Source organism: Acinetobacter sp. F9 (assembly GCF_019195275.1).
Lineage (GTDB): Bacteria > Pseudomonadota > Gammaproteobacteria > Pseudomonadales > Moraxellaceae > Acinetobacter > Acinetobacter pseudolwoffii.
This window is the reverse complement of the sequence record NZ_CP078068.1, coordinates 1,538,693-1,553,776: the sequence shown is the minus strand read 5'-3', so window position 1 is coordinate 1,553,776 and position 15,084 is coordinate 1,538,693. Positions and strand designations below refer to the sequence as shown.

Here is a 15,084-nt window from a genome sequence, read left to right as displayed (position 1 = left end):
AATTCTGCGAGATCGTTTGTACTTGTCAATAATGATGTAAGCCTCACGGCAATTCAATTTATTAAAAATGGGGGATGTATGCCTTCCACAAAACCATCTTGGTTTGCCAATATCAATCCAAATGTTTTTATTAGTACCGTCACGATTATTGCAATTTTCTTAGCTTTAGTCGTCTTTGCACCAGATGCTTTTTCACTGCTGACCCAGCAAATAAACCAGTGGATTACCAATTCCTTTAGCTGGTTCTATGTATTGTCAGTGGCATTATTTCTGATCATTCTGATTTATATTGCCCTGTCAGACATGGGTAAAATCAAACTGGGGCCTGATCATAGTCAGCCTAAATATAGCAGTACCTCCTGGTTTGCGATGTTATTCACTGCAGGCATGGGCATCGGACTAATGTTCTTTGGTGTGGCCGAGCCGGTAATGCATTATGTCACGCCACCTGCCGGCGAGCCAGAAACGGTAATGGCTGCACAGCAATCCATGCGAGTGACATTCTTTCACTGGGGGCTGCATGCCTGGGCCATTTATACGCTCGTCGGTTTGTCGCTGGCGTATTTTGCTTATCGGCATCAACTCCCCTTAAAAATTCGCTCAGCCTTGTATCCGCTGATTGGCAAAAAAATCTATGGCCCGATTGGAGACGGGGTTGATACCTTTGCCACCATTGGTACAGTCTTTGGCGTAGCCACGACTTTAGGTTTTGGCGTGACCCAGATTAACTCGGGTCTGAATTATCTGTTCGGGATTGAACAGGCACCGAGTACTCAGGTCATCCTGATTATTGTGGTCAGTGCCATGGCTGCAACTTCGGTGTTTTTTGGTCTGGATAAAGGAATTAAACGCTTATCTGAACTAAATTTGGTGCTTGCACTATTGTTGCTGATCTTTGTCTTTGTGGCAGGTCCGAGTATTTACCTGTTGCAGACCACTATTCAGAATGCCGGACAGTATGTTTCGAATCTGTTTAATATGACCTTTAATCTGTATGCCTATCAGCCAAGTGGCTGGATTGGGGGCTGGACCATCATGTACTGGGCCTGGTGGATTTCCTGGTCTCCATTTGTCGGCATGTTTATCGCCCGGGTTTCGGAAGGGCGAAGTATTCGTGAGTTTATCGTTGGCGTACTACTGATTCCCACTGGATTTACCCTGATCTGGATGGGTTTTATGGGCAATGCCGCACTGTACAGCATTATGCATGAAGCCAATACCAGCTTGCTAGAAGCAGTTCAGCGTGATTCTTCAGTCGCGTTGTTTGAGTTCCTTAATCATCTGCCTTTCAGTTCAGTGACCAGTATTATTGCGACTTTGCTGGTCATGTTATTTTTCGTCACGTCTGCCGATTCCGGTGCTTTAGTGACGGACTATTTGACAGCGAAAAGTGAGAATTCTCCGACCTGGCAGCGCCTGTTCTGGACAGTATTGATGGCATTATTGGCGATTGTACTGCTGCTGGTCGGTGGACTGGAAGCCTTGCAATCTGCCACCATCATGAGTGCCTTACCTTTTACTATGATCATGCTGCTGATCTGTTGGGGTCTCATCAAAGCCTTGCATCTGGATGTCACCAAAATGCATGCACTGCAAGCAGCACGCATTACCCCACGTGCGATTCAGAATCCACGCAGCTGGCAGCAGCGACTGGGCCTGATTATGCATTATCCGCATACTGAAAAAGAGGTACAGGATTATATTAGGAGCACAGTCAACAAGGCATTTATCAGTTTTAAAAGTGAGCTGAAGCGGCGTCAACTCCAGGTGAGTATTAGTGCACTCGAACATGGAGTACAGCTTCGTGTTGATCATCAGGATGAAATCAATTTTATTTATCAAGTGGTCGCAACCCAGACTTTAACGCCAAGTTTTATGTCGGAGCCGGAGTGTGCAGGAGCAGACTCCTATCAGGCCGAAGTATTCTTGAGAGAAGGCGGGCAGAGTTATGACGTGATGGAATGGACGCAGGAAGATCTGCTCCAGGATATTATTGATCAATATGAGCGACATTTGCACTTTTTAAGTCTGGTGCGTACACCGGAATAAGCGTATCTAAATCTGAAAATCAAGCAATAATAAAAAAGGACGCATCAAGCGTCCTTTTTTCTATTCAGCATCTAATTAAAAATTAGAAACGGAATTTAGCATTTACGCCAACAGTTTGTGTGTCTAAAGCAACTGCATCTTCTTCAGCAGCTTTAACAGCTTCAAAGTTAGCATTTACATAGCTAGCGCCAACAGAGACAGCTGGAGTAACGAAGTAGTTTACGTTTGCGCCCCAAGCTTTATCTGGAGAATCGTTGTAGCTAGATTCCATATAAGATGCGCCAACGCTTAACTTAGGTGTTAAGAAAAGATCAGTTTTTAGGTTATAAGCAGTATCACGACCATAGACTAAACCAGTTTCAAAACCGATAGCCATATTTGTACCGTCAATCGCGCCTACGTATTTAGTACGAGCAGTAATAGCATCTTTTTTATCAGCGATTGTTACTGCTTCTAAGCCTGCTTTAGCAACGCCGTTTGAAACAATATTGAATGCATCTAAAGAAGCTTGATCAGCAACGCTGGTATAACCCACAGCAACCAAGAAGTTAGGAATCAATAATGCACCAAGTTCTAATGCATAACGGTCGCCATTGTCATCTGCTTCACCAGCTTTATTATCAGCAATTGTATGGCTATAAGAAGCGCTTGCATAAACAGGCACAACTTTAGTTGGGATATAAGTTTCACCTTTCACGCCGTAAGTATGATTTACAGTACGTGAACGTCCAGCTTCTTCTTGACCATTTTCGCCATAGCTATACGCTAGAGCAACATTAGACGCTTGGTTTAGGAAAGCAGCTTCAGCTAAAGGACCTTTAGACGCATCTACATCTTTAAAGTAATAAGTACCTTGAACAGCGCCAGTGAAGTCTTTGTCATTTGCAGTGTTATCGATGTACTCTGACTGACCTTGAACTTCGAATTGATATGCTTGAGCACCGGTCATCGCTAATAATACAGCAGTGGCTAAACCTAGTTTTTTCATGATATTTACCATTTTGTTACAAAAGATGTACAACATAGAACATATTGTATTGTAACAATTTATTAAGTCAATCCGCTTTGAATTTAGTATTTTTTCGTCTTAAAATAATGTATTAGTTTTGTGTAATATTCATCTATTTAGCTTGAAATTGAATTTTATGTAAAATTTGTTTTATAACAAAAAGCTAGAGCTTAAAAATAGAACACTACGTCAAAGATTAAGAAGAAAATGTGTGGATATTATTATTCATTAATTAAATTGATTATTGATTTTTTATCGTAAAATTCAATTCATGTTTTAAGGATAAATTCATAAATATGTCAAAAAATATAAGATAAATTATCTAATTCATCACGCTTTATCATAAATTGCACGAATTTAAGGCAAAATCTGTTTAAAATTAGCATAAATGTCTCTTTTTTGAACCAAAATGTGATGCTTTTTAATCTCGACTAGGCCAATCGGCTTTACATTGTTAATAGATTTTTACATAATATCAGTATCAGGTTAAAGTTGATGTTTCATCATGATTTAACGTGATTCTCCACAATTTTTTTATTGGCCCAGCTTTCCCCAAGGTTGGGCTTTTTTTTATCCGCATTTTTTATTTACTTTCTATTCATCTTCTAAGATAGAAACTGTTCTGTAGCAATGAACTTCAGCAATAAAAATAGTAAAAATAAAGCACTAAAATGGTGCATATTAATTCATTAATAGATGACCTAAAAATATAAGCACTAAAAAAAACCCCAGTTTTCATAGAAAACTGGGGTTTTTTCGCCAAAATTTGCGGGTAAACTAAAATATCTGCTGAGGAATAATTTAACTCGCCCTAATGCGGTGCATTATGCACCCAATTGTTGCATGTGTAAATAGTGCGGAAAGCAAGTTTTGATATTTTTTTTAATGCTTAAAAGTCCTGTATTTGTGTTGTATTTTTTGTAGGATAAAACCCATAAAACTTTAGCCTGAATTTAAAAAGTAGCGCTTTTAAAAATTAAAATCAAAAAAATATAGAAAAAACATTAACTAAGTTGAATTACCTACTTTAAGAGTATTTCATTTTATTTGTATAATAATCAATCTATTTAGCTTTGCTTGTCATATTGGGGCGTAATACAACAGCATGAATACCTTACGCTCTGAGTGGATCAGTAAACGTTTGTACTGGTCGATGTCGATTATTATTTTATGTTTACTTTGTATCTGTATTCCCTTAATTGTGAGTAGCAGTCAAAGTTATTTAAAATCCAGACAAACCTATCAAAAATTGAATGCATTGCAGCAGGTCGCTGACCTGGCAAATAAAATTTCGCGTGAGCGTGCGCCTGCCAATAAGGCCATGTCCAGTTCGGTGCAGGAATTTGCCCAGCATCAGCAAGAGTTAATCAGCTACCGTCAACAGGTGGATCGGCAGCTCTCCCAGACGGCTGATGTCTTGACGGAGGTCGGTTTTAACAACCTGAGTCAGCAACTTTCACAGCTTGAGAATAGTTTGAAAAAAGGGCGTGCACAGGTTGATGCTTATACCCAGATGCCGCGTCAGCTGCGCAGTGCTCAGGAACTTGATCAGGCGATTCTGGCGATGTTTGCTGCCTGGGAAAGTTGCCGTGAACTTTTGCGTGACGTGGCGGTGGCTTCAGATAGCTCATCGACCCCTCTGAATAACTATATTAGCCAGATTCTATTTTTATCAGATTTACGTGATCAGGCCGGTCGTGTGGCCTCGTCTATCATGGCACATGTGACTTTTGAAGCTCCGCTTCCCACTGAAAATATTACCCGCTCTTTACAGACCCAACATCAGGTGCGTTATTTGTGGGCCTTGATTGATACCATTCAACCTGTTCAAGATAAGACTGAGGAATTCATCCGTTTACATCGGCGGGTAGAAACCGAGTTTATTCAGCAAGGCTTACCGATTGTGAGTGAGCTGATCAGTGACAGTCTGGAGCAACGTGACTACCGTTTGAGCGGAACAGAGCTGACTGAAGCGATCGTAGATAAATTTGCGACTGTGGTAGATCTGCAAACTTATCTGCTGCAATACAGCAGAGATGCCGCTATTCAGGAAATGAACAGCAATATGCAGCGTTTGATCTGGAGCGTGTTGGTATCGTTGATTTCATTACTGACCGCGATTTCCACCATGATCTTTGCACGCAAACAAGTATTTTTGCCACTTATTCAGGCACGCCGCATGTTGTTGAGTTTGTCTAAAAACTCGGGTCGTCAGAAAATTGATATGCGGCTGCGTGAAGTGAATCATTCTGATTCCTTATTCGCTGCCATTCAGAAATTGCAACAAATGTTGCAAGAACGCGATGCGCTAGAATTCCGTTTAAAAAATATTGCTCATTCCGATTCTTTGACCGGGCTGGCCAACCGTTTTGCGTTGGAAGAATATATCCGCTTTATGGAAAATCAGCCGGGTCAATTGAGCCAGACCTGTTTGATGATTATTGATATTGATCATTTTAAACAGGTGAATGATCAATATGGGCATATTATTGGCGATCAGGTGATTCAACTGGTGGCCGAGCGTTTACAGGCCAATGTCCGTGCTACAGATTTGTTGGTGCGTTATGGCGGCGATGAATTTCTGGTATTGATTGAAAATATCCAGATGCAGCAGGCACTGATTGTGGCTGATAAAATCCGGGCTGAAGTGGCTGAGCGTCATATTGTGACTGCAGCAGGAGACGAGATTCAGGTTTCGGTCAGTATCGGGGTTGCCATTGGTGCTGGCTCCTGGATAGCTTTGTTGTCAAATGCTGATGATGCTTTGTTTAAAGCCAAAGCGAAGGGACGGAATGTGGTGGCAGAGGTTTAGTCTAAAAGATTCCTTCTCTACTTTTGACTGCACAAAAGTAGCCAAATGTATTTAATAGAGTAGTTGTATAAAACTAATAAATTAACCTGAATTCGATATAAAAAAGAGTAAAAAAAATCTCTGAATTTATAACATATTGGTTCTCAAAAAAATGCTATAAAACAAGGCTTTTCAATGGATCATATTACCGAATTATTTCGTATTTTGGACGATTTTGCAAAACATTTAATCTTTAGAGAAAGTTTTAATTTCTGATCAAAAACCTAGACTGAAAAAGTCAGCCTTAAGCTTGTCTGAAGCAATAGACCTCTTGCGAAAGTCGTTATTGCAAGTTTATCCGGTTTAGCAGTGCAGCGATTAAGTTAATGCGTAAACCGAATCTTTTCCGTCTATTTCGATAGCGTTCACTTAATATTCTAAATGTTTTCAATTGACTATTAATGTATTCGATCACAATTCGTATTTTTCCAATCATTTTATTGTACTTTTTCTCAACATCAAATAAGGGGAAATTCTTCTTTTTCTTTATTGGCATCAATAATTTAAAGATATCTTGCTCTAATCCGTAGCACCCTAAATCGATCATAACATATTCACAATGTTTGAATTTCTTAACCGTTTTTTTCTTGCCAATTTAATGTCATGCTGACTGCCATTCGAGATATCTAGCCCTATGATTGGTTTGCTCTTCGGATGATAGATCACTTGTGCTTTTAGCGTATGTTTCTTCTTTTTACCACTGTAGAACTTACTCTGATTTTTGTTCGGGCGCTCTATTGAACATTCTGTTGCATCAATAATGACCCAGTTAAACTGTTTGTCTGCTGTGGTAATGCTTCGTTTTGGCAGGATAAAACGTCTTGATTTCATCAATGCATCTTCAACCTTTTTAATGGTTCGATTCACATTACTTTCAGCGATATGGTAATTTGCCGCCAATTCCAGTTGAGTGCTGTAATTCCGTAAGTAATTGAGAGTTAATAACAACTGATCCTCTATCTCTAAAGTATGAGGACGACCTGATTTCTTTTTGAGTGATTCTGCTTTTTCTAAAATCTTTATCATTTCAGTAAAAACTTGTCGAGGTACGCCAACCAAACGTTTGAATTCAGAATCTGAAAAACGGTTTAATTTCTGATATCTCATGAAATTTATATTGAGGTGGTTTTTACTTTCGCAAGAGGTCTGCAGATTTCGTCGAACTCAAGTTAAATTACTTTATTGAGACTTTTATAGAGTTCTTTTCTTGCTTCAAGAATTTTTATTTTATATTGAGCAGTTGTCTCGGGTCTTACTTCTTCACTCTTGAATAAAGTCTAGGTATTAAACTTTCCCAAAAGTTCACCGTAAAATCTTAGCTTTTTTTGCTATTCGTTATAGCCCTATAAAAGTAGGGGCTTAGGAAATTAAAATCATTCGTTTCACGTGAAACATTGGGTAATTGGGCCAGCAATGTCGAAATGGCTTCTAGCGCAGGCTTGAGAGCACCCTAATCAGCATTGAGCCACTTCCACTCAGGCTGTTACACTGCGAAATTCAGGTTTTATCGCTTGAACAGGAGTTAGATCGATCAAGCGATGTTAAGGGTTTTATACGTATCTAAATATTTCCAAAGATAGATTTTGCAAATAGACCCTGTACATTGTCCTGAATAGGGAGACATCTTGCAGCAGTCCAAGGGAAGAATGTTTCACATAATTTAAGATTTAGAATGAAAATGCCGAGGTGAGCTCAGCCATGTCGAATAATAGTGATATTGAACTGTCCAATTCGGATGATTGTGAAAAATATGTCAATCAGTTTATTCAGGAATTCCCTTTACGCCGTGCCGAAATCGGACAGGGTACCGTAATCAAACGTGCCTTGCCCAGCCGGCATAAACGCATGATTGGTGCCTGGTGTTTTCTGGATCATGCCGGTCCGGCCAGCTTTCCACAAGGCGATGGCCTGGATGTTGGGCCACATCCCCATATTGGTCTGCAGACCTTTACCTGGATGCTGCAAGGCACCATGATGCACAATGACAGTTTAGGTACTCAGCAGCTGATTCGTCCCAAACAGGTCAATCTGATGACCTCGGGCTATGGCATTTCACATACGGAAGTTTCTCCAGAAAGCGAAACGCATATGCATGCGGCGCAGTTATGGATTGCCTTACCGGATGACAAGATCAATATGGCACCGGCTTTTGAGCATTATCCTGAATTGCCGGCAGTGCATGATCAGGGCATCGAATTTACCGTCTTAGTCGGTGAATATTTAAAAACCGTTTCACCGGTAAAAGTGCATAGTGAACTGCTCGGGGTAGACCTGTATGCAGCAGAAAGTACCAGTGCGCGCTTAGCCCTGAATCCAAAATTTGAATATGGTTTTATGGTACTTGAGGGAACAGCCAGCATTAATGGGCATGAACTGACGGAAGATAACATGCTGATCCTTGAACCGGGATTAGAGCAGGTTAATGCTGATATTCATGCCGGGAGCCGTATATTACTCATTGGGGGTGAACCATTTGAAAGCCCGATTTTACTGTGGTGGAATTTGGTCGGACGTACCACCGAGGAACTTAAAATTGCGCGGCAACAATGGATTGAAGGCCATGAACGCTTCGGTTCGATTCCGGCCTATGATGGACCACGTTTAGAAGCTCCCGTATTTCCAGACCGGATGCGTGCTTCCAGATAAACGATCAGAATTGCAGGGGTGGGTGGAACCCGGATTTGAACTGAAAATGGCAAATCTGCAACCTAGGGAACAGAGCATTACAGTCATCAAAAATTGCGCTACATTCCGCTGCTTTTTGCTATGCTCAGCAAGCAAGAACAATAAAATCATGAGTCTAATATGTGTGTTTTACATCATCTCGAACAATCACGATCGTTTCGTATTCTCTGGGCCATGGAAGAGTTAGGACTGGATTATGAAGTGCAATATTATCAGCGCCAGCCTAATCTTTCCGCGCCACCGGCCTTAAAACAGATTCATCCCTTGGGTAAGGCACCAATTCTGACCGATCAGGAGCAGGTACTGGCGGAATCTGCGGCGATCCTGGAGTATTTACAGGAAAGCTATGATGAACAGCAGCAGTTTCGCCCAGAAGATCCTGCCGATAAGGCCCAGTACCGTTACTGGATGCATTATGCAGAAGGTTCATTAATGCCGCTGCTGGTGATGCAACTGGTGATGACTACTGTACCGAAACATACCCCGTTGCTGATTCGGCCTGTAGCCAAGAAAATTTGTGAGGGCGTGAAGAAACAGTTTGTACAAAGCCGCTTAAAAGATCATATCCAGTTTCTGGAACGTTATTTGAGTGAGCATGATTATTTTGCCGGACATTTCAGTTTTGCCGATATTCAGATGAGTTTTCCTTTGGAAGCCATGCAAAGCCGGACTGGCCAAAGTTATCCAGCGATTCAGGCTTATCTGAAACGGGTATCGCAACGTGCAGCCTATGCGCGTGCACTGGCCAAAGAAAAACAGATAGCATCCTGAAAAAAAAGCTGCCGATGGCAGCTTTTTTAATGGGGGATATCAGTCTGGAAAGCTAAGGCGCTCTTTAGGGAAAATTACCTTAAAAGTGGAACCCTGGTTTTCCTTGGATTCAATTTCGAGATGTGCCTGATGTTGCATCAGGACATGCTTAACAATTGCCAATCCTAAACCGGTGCCACCGGTGCGCCGGCTACGGTCTGAATCGATCCGGTAAAAACGTTCGGTCAGACGTGGCAAGTGTTTGGGATCAATTCCGATGCCGTTATCTTCCACTACAAAATAGGCAGATTCACCATCATCATGCCACCCCATGGTAATGATTCCACCTTTAGGCGTATATTTAATCGCATTGGTGATCAGGTTGCTAAAGGCGCTGGCCAGTTCCATATCTGAACCGATCAGATCGCAATGACTGTCAATGTCCAGATTCAGGGTATGGCCATAATCGATATTATAGGCCTGTGCATCATCAAATAGCTGATTCATCAGACTTGGCATTTCGATGATCTGGTTTTTGGCAATATTTTTGTCATTTTCCAGACGTGACAGCAGCAGCAGGTCATTCACCAGCGCGTTCATGCGTCGGGTCTGCGACTGCATCTGATCAAAGGCGCGTTTCCAGCGCGGATTGATGTCTTCCTGGTCGGTAAAAGTTTCAATATAGCCACTGAGTACGGTCAAAGGCGTACGCAGCTCATGCGAAATATTATCGACAAAATCTTTACGCATCTGTTCCAGATTGTGCATCCGGGTCACATCATAGGCGACCAGTACCCGGCTTTCACCGCCGAAGCGGGTCATTTTGACCTGGACATAATGATCTTCGAACAGCGAAGATCGCATTTTCAGGCCATCTGGTGACTCATCAATATGATGATAATATTCAATAAAACTCGGTTGGCGCAGCAAAGTTAAAATATTACGGCGACGGTCATCACTGGAAATCCCTAGCAGACGTTCGGCGGCTGGATTCCACCATTCAATCTGCTGGTTTTCATCAATTAAAACCACCGCTTCTTGCAAGGCCACCAGTGAAGACTGTGCTCGATCGATCAGTTCCACCATTTCTGCCTGCACAATCCGTTCCTGCCGCTGAGCGCGATAAACATTAAATAACAGTGCGCCCCAAATCCCGCCGATATTCGGTGGAACATCATAAGGGCGATTAGAAATCCATTCATTGACCAGATATAAAGAGCGCATCTGGGTGCTAAAGAACGCCACAAAGGCAATGACGATACAAATCCAGAAATACCCAATCCCAAAACCGATAAGGCTGGCGATGATCAGGAAAAAAGCCAGTAAGCGTAAATCCTGTTTGGCAAAATCCCATAAACTGCTGTAACGGATTCTTTTGTGCTCACGTGCCAGTTCGGGGACAGGGTAGGGTTCATACATAAAACAAGATTTACCTTAAAAGACGTTAACCTAAAGCCACATCTGCACGGGTTGAAAAACGGTAACCGGTTCCACGTACGGTTTGTACATAGCGGTTTGCGCCATAAGGTTCCAGCACTTTGCGCAAACGGCGTATATGGACGTCAATAGTGCGGTCTTCAATATAGACGTTGCCGCCCCAAACCTGATCCAGCAATTGCGCACGGGTATAGGCACGTTCCGGATGGGTCATAAAGAACGCCAATAGACGGTATTCAGTGGGCCCCATTTCCAGAATTTTATCACCAAAATTAACCCGCTGACTGACCGGATCCAGAATCAGGCCATTGGCATCAATGGTTTTTTCACCGCTGAGTGCATTGGCACGGCGCAGGACAGCTTTAATGCGTGACACCAGTTCCCGGGTCGAGAACGGCTTGGTCATGTAATCATCGGCACCGGCATCCAGACCTTGTACTTTGTGGTCTTCTTCACCGCGTGCGGTCAGCATGATCACCGGAATTTCTGACAGGCTTTCATCACGTTTCAGACGACGACATAGATCTACACCGCTGATCCCGCCCGGCATCATCCAGTCCAGCAAAATCAGTGCCGGACGCTGATCCACAATCATCTGATGCGCCTGCTTGGCATCTTCGGCCTGTAAGCATTGAAAACCGGCCATATCCAGAGAGGTATGGATCATTTCCCGAATCGGGAGTTCGTCATCGACGATTAATATGTAGTCATCTTTCACAACGCAATACCCTATTTCATGTAAACGGTGAACCGTTTTATATTTATGACAGGCTTATTACAAAGACTAATTATGACAGTATCATTGCAGAAAGGGAAAAACTGCTGAAATTCGCAAAGATTTGTGACAATTTTAGTAAAGAAACTTGTTAAAATATCATAAATTAATTTTACTTTTATCGGTGCTTCAGCAGAAATTAGCAACCTGTTTTAGAATACAGAAAATCTGGTTAAGCCTTCGATTTAACAGCTATTTTTTGTCGGAAAATGACTCCAATAATGCCAAAAATACCACACTGCACGATGATAAAACTTCCTCCAATGACTGCTTGAATCCGCTCATGACCCAGCGAATGGCAATTTGGGTGACATAGCCATTTAACCCGGTCGACACCAGTGAAATTTCCTGCTCACTACGATTTAACTGCGGCATCATTAACATGACAAAGGCATGAATCATGCGGTCGAAGCGCGACATGGTTTCATGAATGGTGGCCTGATTATGCAACTCCTGTACCAGCATGGCATCAATATAAATGATCCGTGCCATACGCGGATTGTCACGCAAGGTGCTAAGCAAGGCGGTTAGCCCCGCTTCAATCATTTTTTTCGGATCAGTGGATGCCTGCATCATGGCCTGCATGACATTCTGTTGCAGTTCATCAATCAGTTTTAAAAAGATGGTCTGAAACAGGTGCTCACTTTTTTTAAAAGATTCATAAAAATAACGTTCGGTCAGTTTGGCTTCATTGCAGATATCTTTTACGGTTACTGAAAAAAAGCCATGGCTGCCATAAGCTTCAATGCCGGCTTCAATCAGCTTTTCACGACGTACCTGCTGTCGCTCAGCCATCGACAGGCCTTTAAACTGACGTTCCTTGCTTTTGGGTGGTCGTGATGGTGTTGCTGCATTGATTGAATCGGTCATAAGGCCTGGCTACTCATCTGCATGAAGATTTTGAATATCTTAGCAATAAATCACGCTTTGACCTATGTCGAAATTCAGCAGAGGAATTTGGCCGCTAAGGACATCGGATAATTATTGACAATCTATATTGTCAAAATTATATTGAGGATCTGTGCTAACTCCTGAAACAACAGAACAAGATCCTGCTGTCATGGAAGAGCAGTTATTTACATAAGGAAATTCAATGAAAAATTTTAAGAATAAAGTCGCTGCCATTACCGGTGCCGGTTCAGGGATCGGTCAGCAACTGGCAGTTTTGCTGGCACAGCAAGGCTGTCATCTGGCACTAAGTGATATTAATGAACAGGGACTGGCACAAACGGTTGAATTGTTGCAGGGCAGTGATGTTCGGGTGACGAGTCAAAAAGTTAACGTGGCCAAGCTACAAGAGGTACGCAGCTGGGCAGCACAGGTGGAGCAGGATCATGGCAGTGTCAATATAATCTTTAACAATGCCGGCGTGGCACTTGGCTGCACCGTAGAAGGTGCGAGCTATGAAGATCTGGAATGGATCGTCGACATTAATTTCTGGGGCGTGGTGTATGGCACCAAAGAATTTTTGCCTTTAATCAAGAAAACCGGCGATGGTCATGTGATTAATATTTCCAGTCTGTTTGGTTTAACCGCGCAGCCGACCCAGTCGGCATATAACGCGACCAAGTTTGCAGTGCGTGGTTTTACCGAATCCTTGCGTCAGGAACTGGATTTGCAAAATTGTGGCGTGAGCGCACTTTGTGTACATCCGGGGGGAATCCGTACCAATATTGCCAATGCTGCGAAAATGAATGACAGTATGCTGACCCTGGGCATGAATCCGGAAAAAGCCGCCCGTAATTTTAATAAACTGCTGCGTTGCCCGCCAGTAGAAGCCGCTCGTCAGATTCTGGAGGCGGTACAGAAAGACAAACGCCGTTTATTAATTGGTAACGATGCCAAAGCTGTTGATTTGATTCAACGGATCTTACCAAGCGGCTATCAGCATGTCACTGCACTGGCAAGCCAATTCGGCAAAAAGAAGAAAAAATCTGCTTAAATCATTGGATATTAAACCCGCAAAAGCGGGTTTTTAATCTTTTATTGTAGATCAGGAGTGAGTTGCTGTAAGGCTGTAGGCATGTAAAATAATGAAGCTAAACCAATATTTTAATGGTTTTTTTCTTCCAGACCAACTGATAATACAGTCCCTGCAAAATACACATGCTGACAAAGGCCAATGCATAGGCATACCAGATCCCTTCCAGCCCCCACCACCGGCTAAACAGATAAGCGGCAGGAACTTCAATACAGAGAATTGCAAAAATATTGATCAGCATCGGTGCAGTTACCGTACCACTTGAACGCATAATTGACGCAAAAATGGCGCTGGCACCAAAGAATAAAATAGACCAAAGCACAATGAATAAAAGTTGCTGACCCAGCACCACGACCTGAGGATCAGTAATAAACAGTGCCATTAAATATTTTGAGAACAGATAGGCCAAAACCACCAAACCGCCAGTAAACAGAATATTCATACTGAGTGCAGTCCGTGTGACTTTATTCAGCAAATCGGATTTTCCTGCACCAATCGCTTGTGCACCAAACACAGAAGCTGCAATCGCAATCGACAGAGCAGGAAACTGGATATAATTTAACACCTGGTTGACCGCACCATAGGCAGCCGTTGCTTCTGCGCCATAGCGGTTGACCAAGCCGACAATCACCAGACCGGCGACAGAAGTCGTGATCATCTGTATTCCAGTCGGAACGCCCAGACTTAAAATAATTTTGCTTAATTTAGGCTGATGGCGGATATGTTTTAATAATGCCCAGTCCAGCCTGAGCGGATGTTGTTTATAATTTAAATACAGGACTAGAAACAACAATACGGCCAGATTACCCAAAATGGTGGCAATTGCCGGCGAGATAATGCCCATTTGGGGAAAGCCAAAATATCCGGCAATTAATATCGGGGTGACTACCAAGCCCACGCCAATGGTGAGTGCGGAAGCAAACAGCGGTGTGGTGCTGTCGCCTACACCGCGCAAGATAGAGGTATAAATAATATAAATAAAAATTAGGGGACTACCTGCCAGCATCCATTGCACATAGGGCAAGGATAAATGCATCACCTCCGGATCTGTACCGAGCGCCAAGAGGATATTTTCGGCAAAAATCACACCAAACAGCGCGATCAAGCTTCCGCCAATCAAGGTCATAAATAAAGTTGAACCGACCACACAGCGCACTTTTTCGATATTTTTTGCGCCCCAGGCCTGTCCAATAAGTACAGTAGAACCGGCAGATAAGCCAATGACAAAAGCCATCAAACAAAACAGGATCGGGAAAAATACCGCAACCGCAGCAATGGCATTGACTCCCAGCATTTGCCCGACAAAAACCGTATTAATCGTGCCTGAAAGGCTTTGCAGGATATTGGTTGCAATTAATGGCAACAGAAATACCAGAAAGGCCTTCCATAAATTCTGTTGTTGGATCAGTGATTGCTGTACCATGCCCTATCCTGTTATTGATTTTTCATCTATTTAATTATGTTGCTATTATTGAATAAAGCAGGAATAAAGGCCTTAGCTTTTAAGTAACTAAGGCATTTATTTTATAAGAATTTTAGTTAAAATT

The 15,084-nt window shown here is 42.5% G+C and carries 11 protein-coding genes and 1 pseudogene; 6 read left to right on the top strand and 6 right to left on the bottom strand.

Annotation, left to right across the window (positions count from 1 at the left end; translation table 11 throughout):
* The first annotated feature begins 78 nt into the window (after window positions 1–78).
* Complete coding sequence (locus tag KT990_RS07435) at window positions 79–2,049, top strand: BCCT family transporter (RefSeq protein WP_218208564.1); 1,971 nt, start codon at window positions 79–81, stop codon at window positions 2,047–2,049.
* An 82-nt stretch (window positions 2,050–2,131) separates the two neighbouring features.
* On the opposite strand, the gene omp33-36 is transcribed toward KT990_RS07435, so the two are convergent.
* Complete coding sequence (gene omp33-36, locus KT990_RS07430) at window positions 2,132–3,049, bottom strand: porin Omp33-36 (RefSeq protein WP_416378407.1); 918 nt, start codon at window positions 3,047–3,049, stop codon at window positions 2,132–2,134.
* A gap of 1,114 nt (window positions 3,050–4,163) precedes the next feature.
* On the opposite strand from omp33-36, the gene KT990_RS07425 reads away from it, so the two are divergent.
* Window positions 4,164–5,870: a sensor domain-containing diguanylate cyclase gene (locus KT990_RS07425; protein ID WP_218208562.1), complete on the top strand. Its 1,707-nt coding sequence runs from the start codon at window positions 4,164–4,166 to the stop codon at window positions 5,868–5,870.
* A gap of 174 nt (window positions 5,871–6,044) precedes the next feature.
* Window positions 6,045–6,183: pseudogene (locus tag KT990_RS13495) on the top strand (IS982 family transposase); the annotation flags it as partial.
* 9 nt (window positions 6,184–6,192) lie between these two features.
* On the opposite strand, the gene KT990_RS07420 reads toward KT990_RS13495, so the two are convergent.
* Window positions 6,193–7,016, bottom strand: a protein-coding gene (locus KT990_RS07420; RefSeq protein WP_218208561.1) for an IS5 family transposase whose coding sequence is annotated in 2 segments (ribosomal slippage) — window positions 6,193–6,492 and window positions 6,495–7,016 — 822 coding nt in all. Because the reading frame shifts where the segments join, the coding sequence is not laid out codon by codon here.
* A 591-nt stretch (window positions 7,017–7,607) separates the two neighbouring features.
* Between KT990_RS07420 and KT990_RS07415 the strand changes: the two genes are divergently transcribed.
* Complete coding sequence (locus tag KT990_RS07415) at window positions 7,608–8,555, top strand: pirin family protein (protein ID WP_218208560.1); 948 nt, start codon at window positions 7,608–7,610, stop codon at window positions 8,553–8,555.
* A gap of 159 nt (window positions 8,556–8,714) precedes the next feature.
* Complete coding sequence (locus KT990_RS07410) at window positions 8,715–9,365, top strand: glutathione S-transferase family protein (RefSeq protein WP_218208559.1); 651 nt, start codon at window positions 8,715–8,717, stop codon at window positions 9,363–9,365.
* Window positions 9,366–9,404: 39 nt separating this feature from the next.
* Here KT990_RS07410 and phoR read toward each other — a convergent pair whose 3' ends face one another.
* The 3 genes from phoR to KT990_RS07395 form a co-directional block, all read right to left on the bottom strand.
* Entirely contained in the window at window positions 9,405–10,763 is a 1,359-nt protein-coding gene (gene phoR, locus KT990_RS07405) for a phosphate regulon sensor histidine kinase PhoR (RefSeq protein ID WP_005094591.1), read from the bottom strand.
* Between the two features lie 25 nt (window positions 10,764–10,788).
* The gene (gene phoB, locus KT990_RS07400) at window positions 10,789–11,499 is read right to left on the bottom strand and encodes a phosphate regulon transcriptional regulator PhoB (protein ID WP_005094589.1); all 711 of its coding nucleotides are present in this window, start codon (window positions 11,497–11,499) and stop codon (window positions 10,789–10,791) included.
* Between the two features lie 249 nt (window positions 11,500–11,748).
* Window positions 11,749–12,426, bottom strand: a complete 678-nt coding sequence (locus KT990_RS07395; protein ID WP_074383704.1) for a TetR/AcrR family transcriptional regulator — start codon at window positions 12,424–12,426, stop codon at window positions 11,749–11,751.
* A gap of 223 nt (window positions 12,427–12,649) precedes the next feature.
* Between KT990_RS07395 and KT990_RS07390 the strand changes: the two genes are divergently transcribed.
* Entirely contained in the window at window positions 12,650–13,498 is an 849-nt protein-coding gene (locus KT990_RS07390) for an SDR family NAD(P)-dependent oxidoreductase (protein ID WP_218208558.1), read from the top strand.
* A gap of 97 nt (window positions 13,499–13,595) precedes the next feature.
* On the opposite strand, the gene KT990_RS07385 is transcribed toward KT990_RS07390, so the two are convergent.
* The gene (locus tag KT990_RS07385; protein ID WP_005094582.1) at window positions 13,596–14,960 is read right to left on the bottom strand and encodes an MATE family efflux transporter; all 1,365 of its coding nucleotides are present in this window, start codon (window positions 14,958–14,960) and stop codon (window positions 13,596–13,598) included.
* Between the last annotated feature and the right edge of the window lie 124 nt (window positions 14,961–15,084).